Genomic DNA, 15,652 nt, shown 5'->3' on the forward strand with positions numbered 1-15,652 from the left:
GTCAGTCCGGGTCGGCTGGCGGCTCGGCCCCGGCCCGCTCGTCGCGCTCGGCCCACTCCAGCAGCACGGTCGGGTCGAAGGGGTGGGCGTCGATGTCGGCGTGCAGGTCGCCGATCCGCGCGAACCGCTCCGGCACGGTCCGCAGGGTGAAGTCCCGCGGGTCGACCTCGTCGATCTCATCCCACCCGACCGGCGTCGAGACCCGCCCGTCCGGAAGCCCGCGGATCGAGTAAGCGGCGGCGATGGTGTGATCTCGAGCGTTCTGGTTGTAATCCACGAAGACCTTCGCCGGGTCTCGGTCCTTGCGCCACCAGGTGGTGGTCACCAGTTCGGGGGCTCGCCGCTCCACCTCCCGCGCGAACGCCAGCGCCGCCCGGCGTACGTCGGTGAAGCCGTGGTCGTGCGGGATCCGCACATAGACATGCAGCCCCTTGCTGCCACTGGTCTTCGGGAAACCGACCGCCCCCAGTTCGTCGAGCACCTCTCGCACGACCCCGGCCACCCGGCGGACGTCGTCGTAGTCGCAGGCCGGCCCCGGGTCGAGATCGATGCGCCACTCGTCGGGCTGCTCGGTGTGACCGCGGCGGCTGTTCCAGGGGTGGAACTCCACGGTGGACATCTGCACCGCCCACACCACCGCCCCCAGTTCGGTGACGCAGAGCTCGTCCGCGGTGCGGTTCCAGCGCGGGAAGTGCAGCTCGACCGTCTCCACCCAGCCGGGGGCTCCCTTCGGGAGACGCTTCTGATGCACCTTCGGCCCGGCCAGGCCCTTGGGGAAGCGGTGCAGCATGCAGGGTCGTTCCCACAGCGCGTTGAGGATGCCGGGGCCGACCGCGAGGTAGTACTGGACGACGTCCAGCTTGGTCGCGCCGATCTCGGGGAAGTACACCCGGTCGGGGTTGCTCACCCGGATGACCCTGTCGTCCACGTCGATCTCGACGGCCGGTGCGGAGGAACCCATGCCGCGACCCTAGCGAGATCCACCGCCCTCGGGACGCCGACGCAGCGCGGATCGAGGTTCAGCCCAACGCGGTGGCCTTGGCCACCAGGACCGACCGCTCGCGGGCGTTGCCGCACAGCCGGGCCGCGAGCTCGAGCTCCGTCCTCGCCTCCGCGGTCCGTCCCACCCGGGACAGCAGCTCGCCGCGCACGCTGGGCAGTAGATAGCTGCCGCCCAATACCTCCCCGGCGACCAGGTCGTCCACCAGACGCAGCCCCGCCTCCGGGCCGTACGCCATCGAGACGGCGACCGCCCGGTTCAGCTCCACCACCGGCGACGGTGCCACTCGCCCCAGCGCCTCGTACAACACCACGATCCGCTCCCAGTCGGTGGCCTCCACACTGCGGGCCAGGTCGTGGCACTCCGCGATCGCCGCCTGCAGGCCATAGGGACCGAGGCCGCGGCCGACGGAGACCGCGCGGGCCAACGCCTCCTCACCACGACGGATCGCCGAGCGGTCCCAGCGCCCTCGATCCTGGTCGGCGAGCAGCACCGGCTCCCCGTCCGCACCGGTGCGGGCGGGGAAGCGCGCCGCGGTGAGTTCGCACAGCGCCAGCAGCCCGTGGACCTCCGGCTCCGCCGGCATCAGCCTGGCCAGGATCCTGGCCAGGCGGATCGCCTCCCTGGCCAGGTCGGTGCGCATCCAGTCCTGTCCCCCGCTGGCGCTGGAACCCTCGGCGAAGATCAGATAGAGCACGCTGAGCACCGAGCCGAGCCGCTCGGCCCGCTCGGCCACCGGCGGCACCTCGAACGGCACCCGGGCGGCCGCCAGCGTCTTCTTGGCCCGCGTGATCCGGGCCTGCACCGTCGGCACCGGGACCAGGAACGCACTCGCGATCTGCTCGCTGCTCAGTCCCGCGACCACTCGCAGGGTCAGCGCCACCCGGGCCTCCTTGGAGACCACCGGGTGACACGAGACGAAGATCAGCGCCAGCCGGTCGTCCTCGATGGTGTCAGGATCCCACGGCAGTCCGGCCTCGTCCTCGAGGCGGGCACGCTCCTGCCCGCGGGCCACCTCGGCGTACTTGTCCGCACGGGTGGCGCGGCGCCGGAAGGAATCGATCGCGCGACGTCGCCCGACGGTCAGCAACCAGCCGGTCGGCTGGTTGGGTACGCCGTCACGCGGCCACACCTCCAGCGCCTCGGCCAATGCCTCCTGGGCGACGTCCTCGGCGAGCGCGAAGTCACCGGTGTAGCGCGCCAACGCACCCACGATCCGAGCGGACTCGATCCGCCAGACCGCCTCGACCGTACGACGTACGGCGGCCGGGGAGCGCTCCCCGGCCGCCACGGCGCCTGGCCGATCGGTCATCGGCCCGCGTTCTCCTCGCGCCAGGCGTTCTCCTTCTGGATCCACTCGTTGTCCTGGGGAAAGTCCTCGGGACCGGTGACGCGGCGGATCTCCAGCTTGGTGCCGGGTCCGGACAGGGGTGCCCGGGTGGCCCACTCGATCGCCTCCTCCTTGGAGGCCACCTCCAGCATCCAGAACCCGTTGAACAGCTCCTTGGTCTCGCCGTACGGCCCGTCGGTGACCACCGGGGTCTCCCCGGAGAAGTCGACGACCGCGTGGACGTCGTCGGCGAGTCCCTCTCCCCCGACCATCACACCGGCGTCCAACAGTTGCTCGTTGTACTTCCCCATCGCGGCGATCACCTCCTCGAAGTCGATCGACTCGTACTCGGCCCTGCCCTCATCGGTCGCGCGCATGATCAGCATGAACTTCGGCATCGTCAGCTCCTTGTCCGAGAACCCTTGGTGGGCCCGTTCAACACTAGGTCGGATGAGTGCGCCGCGGATCGACAACGGGGGGCGGATCTTTCCGGTGGTTCCTGCTCGACCGGGTTCGCCGCCTCCGGTCCGGTCGGTATCACCTCGCGTGAAGCCGGATCTTGAACAGTCGTGGGTGGTGCGCAGGGTTGCTTCCTCGACCTCGGGCGGGTGACCGCTCGGGTGCGGGCGAGCCTCGCCCCGGCCGACACCGGCAGCCTGGACCGCATCTCCGAGTGCGTCCACGCCCTCACCGGTGGGTGGGAGGCGCTGGTCGAGGCCGTGCTGTCCGAGGGGCCGGATCCGTGGACCCTCCCCGAGGTGCCGCTGGACCGGCTGGCGCGCCCCGGTGGCCCGGTCGAGGAAGCCGTGCGCGACAGCCTGGCCGGCGACCTCGACCGGTCCTCGACGCGACTGCTCGGCCTGCTGGCCGGCCTGGCCCCCCTGCCCCGCTCGCTGGTGGAGGATCTCGACCCGGGGCTGATCGACGCCTACGACGATCTGGTGGAACGCCGTCTGCTGGGCCCGGATCCCGAGGGCACCGCCCGGCTGGTGCCGTTGGTCGCCGCCGTGCTGTCGGCCCGCGGGTCGTGCCGGAGCGCGTGGCTCGGCGTCTGCTCCGCGTGGTACTCGACCGCAGGGCACTACGGCGCAGCGCTGCGCGCGGCCCGGCTCGCCGAGGACCGAGCCGCCTGCCTGGCCCTCGTGGAGCAGCACGGAGACCGGATCACCCGCACCGGCTGGTGCCGCGACGTCCTCATCGCGCTGCCGTCCCCGCCGGAGGGCGGCTCGGCTCGAACACTCGCGCACTGGGCGCAGGCGGCCCTGGTGGCGGGCAAGCCGCTACTCGCCGATCGTGCGCTCGCTGCCCTGGTCGCCACGGCCGAGCGCGCCGGGCGGCCGGTGCCGGCCGATCTGGCCTGGCGGTGGGGGCAGGTGAAGTACGGGCGCGGCGAGTACCACGCGGCCGTCCGACTGTGTGCATACCCTCCGCGGGCCGGGGAGTCACCGCCGGACCGGGCCATGCGGCTCGCCGGACTCGCGGTGGCCTCGCGAGCGCTCGGCGATCGCACCACGGCGTTGACCGCCGCCGAACAGGCGGTCGAGACGGTGCGCGAGACGCCAGGGATCGACGACTCCGCGGCCGCGATGGCGATGCTGTCCCACGGGCTCCTGTCCAGTGCCGCTCGGCGCCTCAACCTGCTCTCCGAGTCCCTCACCCACGCCGAACTCGCCGACGACGTGGTGCTGACCCAACGCGCACTGGTCAACCTCAGCGACGCACACCTGATAGGTGCTGAGTACGCCGTGGCGCTGCGTCGGGCCGACCAGGCCCTCGCTCTGGTCCACCGCACCGGTCCGGTGGGCTGCTACTCGGTCGCCCTGCACAACCGGGGCGAGGCCCTGCTCGGGCTCGGCCGGATGCCCGAGGCCCGCACGTCCTTCCTCCGCTGCCTCGACCTCGCCCGGCGGCACGGCGTGGCCCGCACCGCCGGCCCCCTGCACGGGCTCGCCGAGGTCGATTACCAGTGCGGCCGGCTGGCCGACGCCGCAGCCGGGTTCGGCGAGGCCCATGACCTGGCGCAGGACGGCGCCGATCTCGAGATCCTCGGCCCGACACTGGCTCGACTCGCCACGATCCGCGCCACCGGGGCGACGACGGCCGAGCGGTCCCTCGCCGGTGCACCGGACCGGGACCCGGCGGACGAGCTCGAACAGGCCCGCCGACTGGCCGACCTGGCGATCGACTGCGCCGAACCGGACTACCTCCCCGCCGCACTGATCGCCCGCGGTTGGGTGGCCGTCGCCGCCCAGGAGCCCGACGCACTGTCCCGGGCGACGGCCGCTCTCGAGGTGCTCCGGTCCCGACAGCTGCGTCGTACGCTCGGGGAGGCGCTGGAACTGCAGGCCGCCGCGAGCCTCGACCCCCGCGAAGCGATGCACGCCCTCGAGCAGGCGATCGCGGTGTACGACGCCGCCGGCTCGACCCACCTCGCCGACCGGGTGCGGGTGGAGGCCGCCCGGCTCCCCCAGGCCGACCGGCTGCACCGCGCCGCCGGCCGAGCTGCCCAGCGCCGACTGCGTCGGGCCGGCCGCAGTGCGGGGCGGGTCCACCCTGGCGGCGTCCTGACCGAGGGCCATGCCGTCGTCCGGGTCCTCGGACCCTTCCAGGTGCAGGTCGACGGCCGCTCGGTGTCGGGCACCGCGTGGCGTTCCCGGCAGGCCCGCACCCTGATGAAGATCCTGCTGGCCCGCCAGGGGCGCCTCCTCACCCGCGAGGAACTCTGCGATCTGCTCTGGCCCGATGACGAACCCGCGAGGACCGGTCACCGGCTCTCCGTCCTGCTCTCGACACTGCGCACGGCGCTGGATCCCGATCGCCGCTGGCCGACGGACCGGTTCCTGATCGCCGACGCGACGGGGGTCCGGGCCTCGACCGAGCACATCACGGTCGACCTCCACGACTTCCTCACCGACGCCGAGGACGTCTGCGCCCGCACCGACCTGGACGACCCCGGCCTGCGCGCGCTGCTGGGTGACCTGCTGCGCGAGCACAACGGCGAGGCGTTCGAGGACGAGCCGTTCGAGGCGTGGGCGCAGCAGGCCCGCGACCACGTCCGCAACGTGCAGGTCCAGTGCCTGCGTACGGCGGCCGGGCTCGCCGGTCGGGCAGGCGAGGTCGATGAGGCGATCACGCTGCTCGTCCGCCTGCTGAGCGTCGACCCGTACGACGAACCGGCCCACCGACTGCTGGTCTCGGCGCTGGCCCGGGCCGGCCGGCACGGCGAGGTGCAGCGTGCCCACGACCGCTGGACACGTGCCAACACCGAACTCGGCGTCCCCCCGCCCCCGCCGCTCCCGCTCTCCCGGACCGCACCGTGAGGCTCTGTGATCCGAGTGTGATGCCGCGTTGAGGCCCCCGCGGTGTGCTGCTCCCGACAGCATCCAACGGGCGCGCAGCGTCCTCCTCAAGGAGCACCTCATGAAGATCCGCATCATCCTCGCCGGCGCCGTGGGCGCCGGGTTCCTCGCCGCGACCGCACCGGCCGGTGCCGCCCAGGCAGTGGCGAGCTGTTCGAGCCCCGGTCAGTTCGTCCAGGGCGACGCAGGCCCGAACCTCCTCGTCGGTACGCCGGGGAACGACGTCATCCACGCCGGCGGTGGCAACGACATCGTCTTCGGACGTGGCGGTCACGACGTCATCTACGCCGGCGCCGGTGCGGACGTGGTCCGCGGCGGCGACTGCGTCGACTTCGTCTACGCGCAGGAGGGCGCGGACCGGGCCTACGGCCAGGACGGTGCCGACCGCGTCTACGCAGGCAACGGTGCGGACCGGGTCTGGGGCGGTGCCGACCCCGACATCCTCCGGGGCGAGAAGGGAGATGACCAGCTGTGGGGCGAGGCCGGGGACGACGACCTCTACGGCGACCACGGAAGGGACCGGTTCCGGGGCGGCGCGGGTGCCGACGATCTGTTCGGCAACACCGGCCAGGACCGGTTCTGGGGCGGGGCCGGGCCCGACGACCTGTACGGCGGCGCCCAGTTCGACCGCGGCGACGGTCAGGCCGGCAACGACTCGTGCTCCTCGGTGGAGGTCGCCATCAGGTGCTGAGGAGCCCGCCACTCATCGCCCCGGGGCAGCCGGAAGGGCCCCCGGGGCGATGCCATCGGCAGACTGCTCACGACGACGCAGCAGGGCGAGGAACATCGCGTCGGTGCCGTGCCGGTGGGGCCATAGTTGGATGGTGCCGGGCATCGGCCCGTCACTGCGCGGGACGCCGAGGGCGTCGTGCTCCCACGGCACCAGTTCTGCGTCCGCCGCCTGCTGGGTGAGCACCTCCCGCACCACGCCCGCGGTCTCCGCCAGCACCGGCGAACAGGTCGCATAGAGGACCAGCCCTCCGGGCCGGACGAGGGCGAGCGCGGAGGTGAGCAGCTCCCGCTGGAGCGGGACGAGCTCCTCCAGGTCGCTCGGCCGGCGCCGCCAGCGTGCCTCGGGACGACGCCGGAGCGCACCGAGCCCGCTACAGGGTGCGTCGACCAGCACCCGGTCGAAGGCGCCCTCCGGGAACGGCGGCCTCCTGCCATCGGCGGCCACCACCGCGGTGGCGCCCGGCACCAGCGGCCCGCCGGGTGCGAGGGTGTCTGTGAGGTTGCGGCGTACGAGCCGGGCGCGGTGCGGCTGGGCCTCGTTGGCCGTGAGCGAGGCACCCGTCCGTGCGGCCAGGGCGGCGAGCAGGGCGGACTTGCCGCCGGGGCCGGCGCACAGGTCCAGCCAGCGCTCGTCGCGGCCCTCGAGCGGCGCCTGCGCCAGCGCCAGGGCCACCAGTTGGGAGCCCTCGTCCTGGACGCCGGCGCGGCCCTCGGCCACCGCCGGCACCTCGCCCGGCTGGCCGGCGGCCAGCACCACCCCGAACGGTGAGTACGCCGTCGACTCGCCGGGCAGTTCCTCGACGCTCGCCCGGCCCGGGCGAGCCACCAGGACCACCTTGGGGGCGGCGTTGTCGGCGGCCAGCAGCTCCTCGAGCTCGGCCGCGGACCCGGAGCCGGCCAGGGCGGCCGCCAGTTCGTCGACGACCCAGCGGGGGTGGCTGTGGGCGATCGCGGCGCGGCCGTGCCGGTCGCGGCCCGGCGGGGCCACCTCCTCGATCCACTCCGGCAGGGTGCGGCCGGCGACCTTGCGCAGGACGGCATTGGCGAACGACCCGGCGCCGGCGTTGGCCTTCACCTTGACCAGGTCGACGGTCGCGCTGATCGCGGCATGGTCGGGCACCCTCATGGAGAGCAGCTGATGACAGCCGAGCCGGAGCAGGTCGCGCACCTTCGCCTCGACCTTCGCGATCGGCCGGTCCAGGCAGGCGGAGAGGACCGCGTCGTAGGTGCCCTGCTGGCGCAGGGTGCCGGAGACCAGTTCGGTGGCGAAGGCGGCATCGCGCCCGGTCAGGCCGTGCGCGGCCAGCACGTGCGGCAGGACCAGGTTGGCGTAGGCCTCCTCCACCCGGACCGCCTTGAGCACCTCGAAGGCGGCCGACCGCGCAGGATCCACCGGCGTCGTGGCCCGGCCGCCCGGGCGTCTGCGCGGAGGGCGACCGCGGCCGGCGTCACGCCCCGAGGACGGCATCCGGGCTCACCCGCACTCCCCGTGCCCAGTCGGGCGCCGGCATCTCCTTCTTGCCGAACGCCTTGACCCTGCCGAGCCGCACCGCCTCGGTGCCGGTGCCGACCAGGACGGCATTCTTCAGCACCCGCAGCTCCCCGGGGGCCAGCGTCGACGGCTCGGGCTCCATGGTGACCGGTCCGACCTTGAACCGCTCCCCCTCGAAGGTGGTCCAGGCACCCGGGGCCGGCGAGCACGCGCGGATCCGGCGATCGACCGCGACAGCGCGCTCGGTCCAGTCGATCCGGGCGTCCTCGACGGTGATCTTGCCGGCGTAGGTCAGGCCATCGGCGGGCTGCTCGCGGGCGCTGACGGTGCCGTCGGCGAGCGCGTCGAGGGTCTGGACCAGGAGCGCCGCCCCGCCCTCGGCCAGCCGGTCCAGCAGGACTCCGGCGGTGTCGTCGGGGCGCACCCGCTCGGTCATCACACCGAACACCGGACCCGCATCGAGTTCGCGCACGATCCGGAAGGTCGTGGCTCCGGTGAACTCCTCCCCCGCCCAGATCGCGTGCTGGACCGGCGCCGCGCCGCGGTAGGCGGGCAGCAGGGAGAAGTGCAGGTTGACCCAGCCATGGGTCGGGATGTCGAGCGCGGACTGGGGCAGCAGGGCGCCGTAGGCGACCACGGGGCAGCACTCCGGCTCCAGCTCGGTGAGCCGGCGCTGGAAGTCGGGGTCCCGCGGGTGCTCCGGCTTGAGCACGGGTACGCCGAGCTCCGCCGCCCGCTGAGCGACCGGGCTGGCCACGAGCCTGCGGCCGCGGCCGGCAGGCGCGTCGGGGCGGGTGACCACCCCGACCAGCTCATGAGCGCTGTCGGCCAAGGCGTTCAGCGAAGGGACGGCCACCTCGGGGGTGCCGGCGAAGACGATGCGCACGGCGGGTCAGATCCCGAACCCGTGGGTGCGGTGCGGGCTGAGCTTGACCGTCGGCTTCTCCAGGCCGAACCACTCCGATTCCCGGATCTGCTTCATCGCCGCCTTGCGCGCGGCGGGGTCGAGTCGGTCGATGAACAGGACGCCGTCCAGGTGGTCGGTCTCGTGCTGGATCGCCCGCGCGAGCAGGTCGCTGCCCTCGATCACCACCGGTTCTCCGTGCAGGTCGAACCCACGCGCCGCCACCGAGCGTGCCCGCCGGCAGTCGAAGACGAGATCGGGCAGGGAGAGGCAGCCCTCATCGCCGTCCTGGATCTCCTCGGACAGGGTCAGGTCGGGGTTGACCAGATGACCGACCTCACCGTCGACGTACCAGGTGAACACGCGCAGCCCGACCCCGATCTGCGGCGCCGCCAGACCGGCACCGGGGGCATCCAGCATGGTGTCGGTGAGGTCCTTGACCAGGGTGCGCAACTCCTTGTCGAAGTCCACCACCTCGATGGCCGGTTTGCGCAGGATCGGGTCGCCGAAGAGGCGGATGGGCTGGAGGGCCACGGAACTCCTTAGGTCTGGCTGGGATCCCAGCATAGAAGGGCGCTCCCCCGCCCGGGTGTGCCGGGAACCGCCGCCCGGCCCGCGGGTCGGCCCGCGCCTTCCCACCGCTCGGGGTGCTCAGAGCGACGGAGGATCGACCTGGACCCGGATCGGGTCGAGCTTGCGCGCGGATCGGAGACGCTGGAGCTCCAGCAGCGCGGCCGAGAGCGCCGCACCGTCGGCGTGGGGCACACGGACGACGGCGCGCGCCTCCTCCGGTGACCGCCCGGTCGGGACCGGGCCCAGCACCTCGGCGTGATCGGGAACGGCGAGCAGGGTGAGCGCGTCATCCAGTGCCCCCGGCTCACCGGTCAGGGTCGCCAGCCGCGAGGCGGGCGGCAGGTGCGCCTCCCGGCGCTCGGCCGCCTCGCGCCGGGCGAACCCGGGCTGATCCCAGCGCACCAGCGCCTGCAGTGCCGGCTCGGCCGGATCCCCGACCGCGATCGCCTGGCCGCCCGAGCGCACCAGCCCGACCGCGTTGCTCCAGCGGCGCACCGCCTCCTCCGCGGTGCGGAGGTCGGGTCGGGAGAGCAGCAGCCAGCAGTCGAGCATCACGACCGCGGCGTACCCACCCTCGGCCACCGGTTCGGCACCCGGCGTGGCGACCACGATGCCCGGACCTCCGGGCACCGTGGCGAGCACCCGCTCGCCGGCCGAGCTCGACACCCGGACCCCCGGGAAGGCCCGGCCCAGCTCCTCGGCGGTGCGGCTCTCTCCGACCACGGGCGCGCGCAGCCCGCGCCCGCCGCACTCGGGGCAGCTCCACGGATCGGCGGTGGCTCCGCACCAGCCGCAGGCAGGGGGCGTGCTCGGCCCGGTGAGTCGGAGCGGACCGCGGCAGGCCGCGCACCGGGCCGGCTCCCGGCAGCGGTCGCAGGACAGAGCGGCGGCATACCCCCGCCGCGGGGTCTGGACCAGCACCGGGCCGTCGCTCAGCGCGTCGCGGATCAGCCGGTGCACCTCGCCCGGGACCCGGGAGACACGGGTGAGGGGGTCACGCTCGAGGTCGTGGTCGCTGGCGCCGGCCACCCCCACCCGCACCCCGGAGCGGGCCACCTCGCGGGTCGGTCGGAGCTCGTGCGCCCAGCCCGAACCCACCAGCTGGTCGGCCTCGACCGAGCGGGCGAAACCGCCCAGGAGCATCGCGCTCCCCTCCAGCTCGGCGCGCATCACCAGCGTGTCGCGGGCATGGGGGTACGGCGCGCGCGGCTCGGCGAGCAGGTCGTCGCCGTCGTCCCACACCACGATCAGGCCCAGATCGCGCACCGGGGCGAACGCCGCCGCCCGCGGACCGACCACCACCCGGCGCGCACCCCGCGCCAGGCTGAGGAAGTCGCGGTAGCGGGCCGCGGGGCCCGAATCGGCGCGCAGCGTCACATGCTGGTCCTCCCCCAGCACGGCGGTGAGCGCTGCATCCACCCGCGCGACGTCCCGACCGTCGGGCACGCACACCAGCGCCCCCCGGCCGGCGGCCCGCGCGGTGCCGACCGCGTGCGCGATCAGCAGCGGCCAATCGGTGCCGGCGGCGGCCTGCCAGACGCCGCGCGGGGACCCGCCCCTGCCGACGTGGGCGAGGAACGCCTCGGCCGGCTCGTGCCCGGCCCAGGCCGCCCTGGCCGCCTTGGCCTGCGCCCTGGCTGGCTCGGCGTCGGCCGGCACCTCGGGGGCGGGGACCGAGGGCTGCTTCTCCGTGGCGGCGTGCCGCGGCGGCACCGCCAACCGGATGACATCCGGCCGCGACCCGGCGTACCTGGCAGCGACCTCGGCGGCCAGCGCCGCCACCTGCGCGGTGAGCACCCGCTCCGCGCTGACCACCCGCCGCAACGGCTGCAGCCGGCCGGCGTGCTCGCTGATCGCCACGCGGTCGATGAGGAACCCGTCGACATCCTTGCCGGCGAAGCGCACCTTCACCCGGGCCCCGGGCACCGCCTGCTCGGCCATCGCGGCGGGGACGGAGTAGTCGAAGAGCCGGTCCAGATGCGGGAGGGACACGTCCACCAGCACCCGCGCCACCGGGTCGACCTCCGCGATGGCCTGCTCGGCGGCCCTGCGCGCCCGCGTGGCGGCGGCCTTGCGGCGGCCTTCGCGCACCCGGTCGCGGGCGAGCCCGGGCAACTCCAGGGCGGGCTCCTCCTCAGGCGTCATGCGGTGTTTCTACCAGTGACCCCCGACGGTTCCCGTCGGGGGCGGGTCCCCCGAAATCGGATCGAGTCGGCGTACCAGGTACGCCGACTCGATCGGTTGCGTCGCTCAGCGACGAGGCTGTGGGATCAGACCCCGGCGGCCTTCTTCAGGGCCTCGGCGCGGTCGGTGCGCTCCCACGTGAACTCGGGCAGCTCGCGACCGAAGTGGCCGTAGGCCGCGGTCTTCGCGTAGATCGGCCGAAGCAGGTCGAGGTCGCGCACGATCGCGGCGGGGCGCAGGTCGAAGACCTCGAGCACCGCTGCCTGGATCTTCTCCACCGAAACGGTCTCGGTGCCGAAGGTCTCGATGAAGACCCCGACCGGGTGCGCCTTGCCGATCGCGTAGGCGACCTGGGCCTCGCAGCGCCGGGCCAGGCCGGCAGCCACGACGTTCTTGGCCACCCAACGCATCGCGTAGGCCGCGGAGCGGTCGACCTTCGACGGGTCCTTGCCGGAGAAGGCGCCACCACCGTGACGGGCCATCCCACCGTAGGTGTCGACGATGATCTTGCGACCGGTCAGGCCGGCGTCACCCATCGGGCCGCCGATCACGAACCGACCGGTCGGGTTGATGTAGAGCTTGTAGTCGTCGGCCGGCACGCTGCTCTGGAACTGCTCCAGCACCGGGTCGATGACGTGCTTGCGGATGTCAGGCTGGAGGGTCTTCTCCAGGTCGATCTCGTCGGCGTGCTGGGTGGAGAGGACGACGGCGTCGATGCGCACTGGCCGGTTGGCCTCGTCGTACTCGATGGTGACCTGGGTCTTGCCGTCGGGGCGCAGGTAGGGAAGCGTGCCGTTCTTGCGCACCTCGGAGAGGCGCTCGGAGAGCGTCTGCGCGATCTTGATCGGCAGCGGGAAGAGCTCGGGGGTGTCGTCGCAGGCGTAGCCGAACATCAGGCCCTGGTCGCCGGCGCCCTGCTTGTCGAGGTCGTCGCCGGAGTGGTCCACCCGCTCCTCGAAGGCGTCGTCGACGCCCTGGGCGATGTCGGGCGACTGGGCACCGATCGCGACCTGCACGCCGCAGGTGCTGCCGTCGAAACCCTTCTCCGAGGAGTCGTAGCCGATCTCGCGGACCTTGTCGCGGACCAACTGGGCCACCGGGGCGTACGCCGTGGTGCTCACCTCACCGGCGACGACGACCAGGCCGGTGGTGAGCAGGGTCTCGACCGCGACCCGGCTGTGCTTGTCGTGCTCGAGGAGGTAGTCCAGGACAGTGTCGCTGATCTGGTCGGCGATCTTGTCCGGGTGACCCTCGGTCACCGACTCGGAGGTGAAGAGGCGTCCGGCCACGGTGTGCTCCCGTTCTCAAGGTTGATCGGTGTGCGGGGCCCGCGAGTTACGCGGACACGATTCGTTCGGACCCGGGGCTCCTCTGATGAGGGACACCGGACATTGGCCAGCCTAACTGCGGACGGTCGACCGTCCGACTGCTGACACGGCTATCTCACTAGATGGTTGGCTCCGCAGAAGCGGACACCGTCATCCGGGCGGCCACCTCGTCCCAGATCCGGTGGGCCAGGCGCCCCTTGCTCCCGCTCGGCACCTCCACCGAGGCACCGTCCGCGGTGAGGATCACCGCTTCGTTGTCGGGGCTGCCGAACACCGCTCCGCCGCTCACGTCGTTGACGACGAGCAGGTCGCATCCCTTCCGCTCGAGCTTGGCCCGGCCGAGCTCGAGAACGGTGCCGGTGTGGTCCCCCGTCTCCGCGGCGAAGCCGACGATCACCGATCCGGGACGCACCCGTTCGGCGCTGATCTCGCGCAGAATGTCGGGGTTCTGCCGCAACCGGAGCGGCGGGACCGAACCGTCGGCGGCCTTCTTGATCTTGGCCTCGCTGACCTCGCTGGGGGTGAAGTCGGCGGGGGCGGCCGCCATCACGATCGCGTCAGCCCCCGGCGCCGCGGCGAGCACCTGGGCGCGGAGCTCCGCGGTGGTCTCGACCGGGATCACCTTGACGCCGGCCGGGTCGGGCAGGGCGACGTTCGCCGCAACCAGCGTGACCCGCGCTCCGCGTGCCGCCGCCGCCCGGGCGAGGGCGTAGCCCTGCAGCCCCGAGGAGCGATTGCCGAGGAACCGCACCGGGTCGAGGTACTCGCGGGTGCCACCGGCACTGACGACCACGTCCCGGTCGAGCAGGTCCTGGGCGAGCGAGGCACCACTCGTGGAGCGGGCCAGCACCTCGGAGCAGAACTCGTAGATCTCCGCCGGGTCGGGCAGCCGACCCTTGCCGGTGTCCTTCCCGGTGAGCCGACCCTCAGCCGGCTCGACGACCAGGTTGCCGCGCGCCCGGAGAGTGGCGACGTTGGCCCGGGTGGCGGGGTGCTCCCACATCTCGGTGTGCATCGCCGGCGCGAAGACCACCGGGCAGCGCGCGGTGAGCAGGGTGTTGGTGAGCAGGTCGCCCGCCAGACCGTGCGCCGCCTGGGCGAGCAGGTCGGCGGTGGCGGGGGCCACCACGACCAGGTCCGCCTCCTGGCCGATCCGCACGTGCGGCACCTGGTGCACGTCGGTCCACACATCGGTGGCCACCGGCTTGCCCGAGAGCGCGGACCAGGTGGGTGCTCCCACGAACTGGAGCGCTGCCGCGGTCGGTACGACGGTGACGTCGTGGCCGGACTCGGTGAACCGTCGGAGCAGCTCTGCGGCCTTGTACGCCGCGATGCCGCCGGTCACACCGAGAACGACACGCGGCCGCTCCCCCGGGATGGGGGAAGCGGCCTCGTCGGGTCGGGTGTCGCTCACCACGACGCTCGCTCGCGTCGCGTCACTCGGCAGCGGCGAACGGGTCTGCGGCGGCCGCCTTCGCGGCCTCCTCGGCAGCCAGCTCGGCCGGGTCGACGTCCTCGCAGGTCAGCAGGTCCTCGTTGATCTCGCGGAGCGCGATCGAGAGGGGCTTCTCCTGGGCGTGGGTGTCCAGGAGCGGGCCGACGTACTCGAGCAGCCCGTCGCCGAGCTGGGAGTAGTAGGCGTTGATCTGGCGAGCACGCTGGGCGCCGTAGAGCACGAGACGGTACTTGCTGTCGGTCTTGGTCAGCAGGTCATCGATCGAGGGGTTGGTCACGCCCTGGGCGTCGATCTCGGGGGCAGCCACGCGCAATAGCCTCACTCAAGTCGGGGTGTGCTCGGTCCCGGTCGGGCACCGAGCGTCATCAAGGCTACCAACTCATCGGCTGCCTGGTGAACTTCGCGGTTGACGATGGTGACGTCGAACTCGTCCTCGGCGGCCATCTCGACGCGCGCCGTCTCGAGTCGCCGGGCGCGCTCGGCCTCGGACTCGGTGCCGCGGCCGACCAGTCGGCGGACCAGCTCCTCCCAGGAGGGTGGCGCAAGGAACACGAACAGGGCCTCCGGCATCGTCTCCCGAACCTGGCGGGCACCCTGGAGATCGATCTCCAGCATCGCCGGCCGACCCGCGGCCAGGGCCTCCTCGACCGGGCCTCGCGGCGTGCCGTACCGGGCCGCGCTGTGCACGGTCGCCCACTCCAGCAGCCGTCCCTCGGCCACCATCGCGTCGAACTCGTCCTCGGAGACGAACCAGTAGTGCCTCCCGTGGACCTCCCCGGGACGCGGCTTGCGGGTGGTCGCGGAGACCGAGATCCACACCTCGGGGTGGGTCTCACGGACGGCAGCGGAGACCGTGCCCTTGCCCACGGCCGTCGGCCCGGCAAGGACCAGCAGCCGCGACGGGGGGATGCTCACCTGGCCGAGAACTCCTCCGTGAGCGCGGCCAGCTGCTTGCTGCCCAGGCCGCGGACCCGACGGCTCTCGGCGATGCCGAGCTTCTCCATCAACTGGTGGGCGCGGACCTTGCCCAGCCCTGGCATCGCCTGGAGGAGGTCGAGCACCTTCATCTTGCCGATGACCTCGTTGGTCTGGCCCTCGGCGAGCACCTCGGCGATGGAGGCACCGGAGTTCTTCAGCCGGTTCTTCACCTCGGCCCGCTCCCGTCGGGAGGCAGCGGCCTTGTCGAGGGCCGCCTGACGTTGTTCAGGGGTGAGCGGGGGCAGGGCCACGGGGGGTTCTCCGGTTCTTCTCCGGGCGGACGGGACGGGTTCGCGTCAATCTAACCGCACCCTCG

Annotated in this window: 14 protein-coding genes; 2 read left to right on the top strand and 12 right to left on the bottom strand. The window is 73.0% G+C overall.

What is annotated here, in order from left to right:
* Position 1 precedes the first annotated feature (1 nt).
* Genes ligD through G515_RS0100890 form a run of 3 tightly spaced genes read right to left on the bottom strand, consistent with a single transcriptional unit; the run spans position 2 to position 2,728 of the window.
* On the bottom strand, positions 2-961 hold the full coding sequence (gene ligD, locus G515_RS0100880) for a non-homologous end-joining DNA ligase (protein WP_028658616.1): 960 nt from the start codon (positions 959-961) through the stop codon (positions 2-4).
* Positions 962-1,019: 58 nt separating this feature from the next.
* Complete coding sequence (locus tag G515_RS18840; RefSeq protein ID WP_084652895.1) at positions 1,020-2,312, bottom strand: RNA polymerase sigma factor; 1,293 nt, start codon at positions 2,310-2,312, stop codon at positions 1,020-1,022.
* On the bottom strand, positions 2,309-2,728 hold the full coding sequence (locus tag G515_RS0100890; protein ID WP_028658617.1) for a YciI family protein: 420 nt from the start codon (positions 2,726-2,728) through the stop codon (positions 2,309-2,311). The genes G515_RS18840 and G515_RS0100890 overlap by 4 nt, the downstream gene beginning before the upstream one ends.
* Before the next feature lie 171 nt (positions 2,729-2,899).
* Between G515_RS0100890 and G515_RS0100895 the strand changes: the two genes are divergently transcribed.
* Positions 2,900-5,650, top strand: a complete 2,751-nt coding sequence (locus G515_RS0100895) for an AfsR/SARP family transcriptional regulator (protein ID WP_028658618.1) — start codon at positions 2,900-2,902, stop codon at positions 5,648-5,650.
* A gap of 100 nt (positions 5,651-5,750) precedes the next feature.
* On the top strand, positions 5,751-6,380 hold the full coding sequence (locus tag G515_RS18845; RefSeq protein WP_051217704.1) for a calcium-binding protein: 630 nt from the start codon (positions 5,751-5,753) through the stop codon (positions 6,378-6,380).
* Between the two features lie 12 nt (positions 6,381-6,392).
* Here the strand turns inward: G515_RS18845 and G515_RS18850 are convergent, their stop codons facing one another.
* The 9 genes from G515_RS18850 to mihF form a co-directional block, all read right to left on the bottom strand.
* Positions 6,393-7,814: an RsmB/NOP family class I SAM-dependent RNA methyltransferase gene (locus G515_RS18850; RefSeq protein ID WP_051217705.1), complete on the bottom strand. Its 1,422-nt coding sequence runs from the start codon at positions 7,812-7,814 to the stop codon at positions 6,393-6,395.
* Positions 7,815-7,869: 55 nt separating this feature from the next.
* Positions 7,870-8,799, bottom strand: a complete 930-nt coding sequence (gene fmt / locus G515_RS0100910) for a methionyl-tRNA formyltransferase (protein ID WP_028658619.1) — start codon at positions 8,797-8,799, stop codon at positions 7,870-7,872.
* 6 nt (positions 8,800-8,805) lie between these two features.
* Positions 8,806-9,351, bottom strand: coding sequence for a peptide deformylase (gene def / locus G515_RS0100915; RefSeq protein WP_028658620.1), 546 nt, complete (start codon positions 9,349-9,351; stop codon positions 8,806-8,808).
* 117 nt (positions 9,352-9,468) lie between these two features.
* Entirely contained in the window at positions 9,469-11,535 is a 2,067-nt protein-coding gene (locus G515_RS0100920; protein ID WP_028658621.1) for a primosomal protein N', read from the bottom strand.
* Between the two features lie 125 nt (positions 11,536-11,660).
* Positions 11,661-12,863 carry a methionine adenosyltransferase gene (metK, locus tag G515_RS0100925; RefSeq protein WP_028658622.1) on the bottom strand — a complete coding sequence of 401 codons (1,203 nt, stop codon included), beginning with the start codon at positions 12,861-12,863 and terminating at the stop codon, positions 11,661-11,663.
* 157 nt (positions 12,864-13,020) lie between these two features.
* The gene (coaBC, locus tag G515_RS0100930; RefSeq protein WP_245565120.1) at positions 13,021-14,316 is read right to left on the bottom strand and encodes a bifunctional phosphopantothenoylcysteine decarboxylase/phosphopantothenate--cysteine ligase CoaBC; all 1,296 of its coding nucleotides are present in this window, start codon (positions 14,314-14,316) and stop codon (positions 13,021-13,023) included.
* A gap of 22 nt (positions 14,317-14,338) precedes the next feature.
* Positions 14,339-14,665: a DNA-directed RNA polymerase subunit omega gene (rpoZ, locus tag G515_RS0100935; protein ID WP_028658624.1), complete on the bottom strand. Its 327-nt coding sequence runs from the start codon at positions 14,663-14,665 to the stop codon at positions 14,339-14,341.
* Between the two features lie 11 nt (positions 14,666-14,676).
* Entirely contained in the window at positions 14,677-15,273 is a 597-nt protein-coding gene (gmk, locus tag G515_RS18855; protein WP_036553718.1) for a guanylate kinase, read from the bottom strand.
* The gene (gene mihF / locus G515_RS0100945) at positions 15,270-15,587 is read right to left on the bottom strand and encodes an integration host factor, actinobacterial type (protein ID WP_028658625.1); all 318 of its coding nucleotides are present in this window, start codon (positions 15,585-15,587) and stop codon (positions 15,270-15,272) included. The genes gmk and mihF overlap by 4 nt, the downstream gene beginning before the upstream one ends.
* Positions 15,588-15,652: the final 65 nt, after the last annotated feature.

Source organism: Nocardioides insulae DSM 17944, assembly GCF_000422825.1.
GTDB classification, from domain to species: domain Bacteria; phylum Actinomycetota; class Actinomycetes; order Propionibacteriales; family Nocardioidaceae; genus Nocardioides; species Nocardioides insulae.

What these genes read in the sequence shown, in the direction of transcription:
- G515_RS18845 (WP_051217704.1), top strand. Translation starts at nt 5,751, where the DNA reads ATGAAGATCCGCATCATCCTCGCCGGCGCCGTGGGCGCCGGGTTCCTC.
- G515_RS0100920 (WP_028658621.1), bottom strand. Translation starts at nt 11,535, where the DNA reads ATGACGCCTGAGGAGGAGCCCGCCCTGGAGTTGCCCGGGCTCGCCCGC.
- G515_RS18840 (WP_084652895.1), bottom strand. Translation starts at nt 2,312, where the DNA reads ATGACCGATCGGCCAGGCGCCGTGGCGGCCGGGGAGCGCTCCCCGGCC.
- G515_RS0100890 (WP_028658617.1), bottom strand. Translation starts at nt 2,728, where the DNA reads ATGCCGAAGTTCATGCTGATCATGCGCGCGACCGATGAGGGCAGGGCC.
- ligD (WP_028658616.1), bottom strand. Translation starts at nt 961, where the DNA reads ATGGGTTCCTCCGCACCGGCCGTCGAGATCGACGTGGACGACAGGGTC.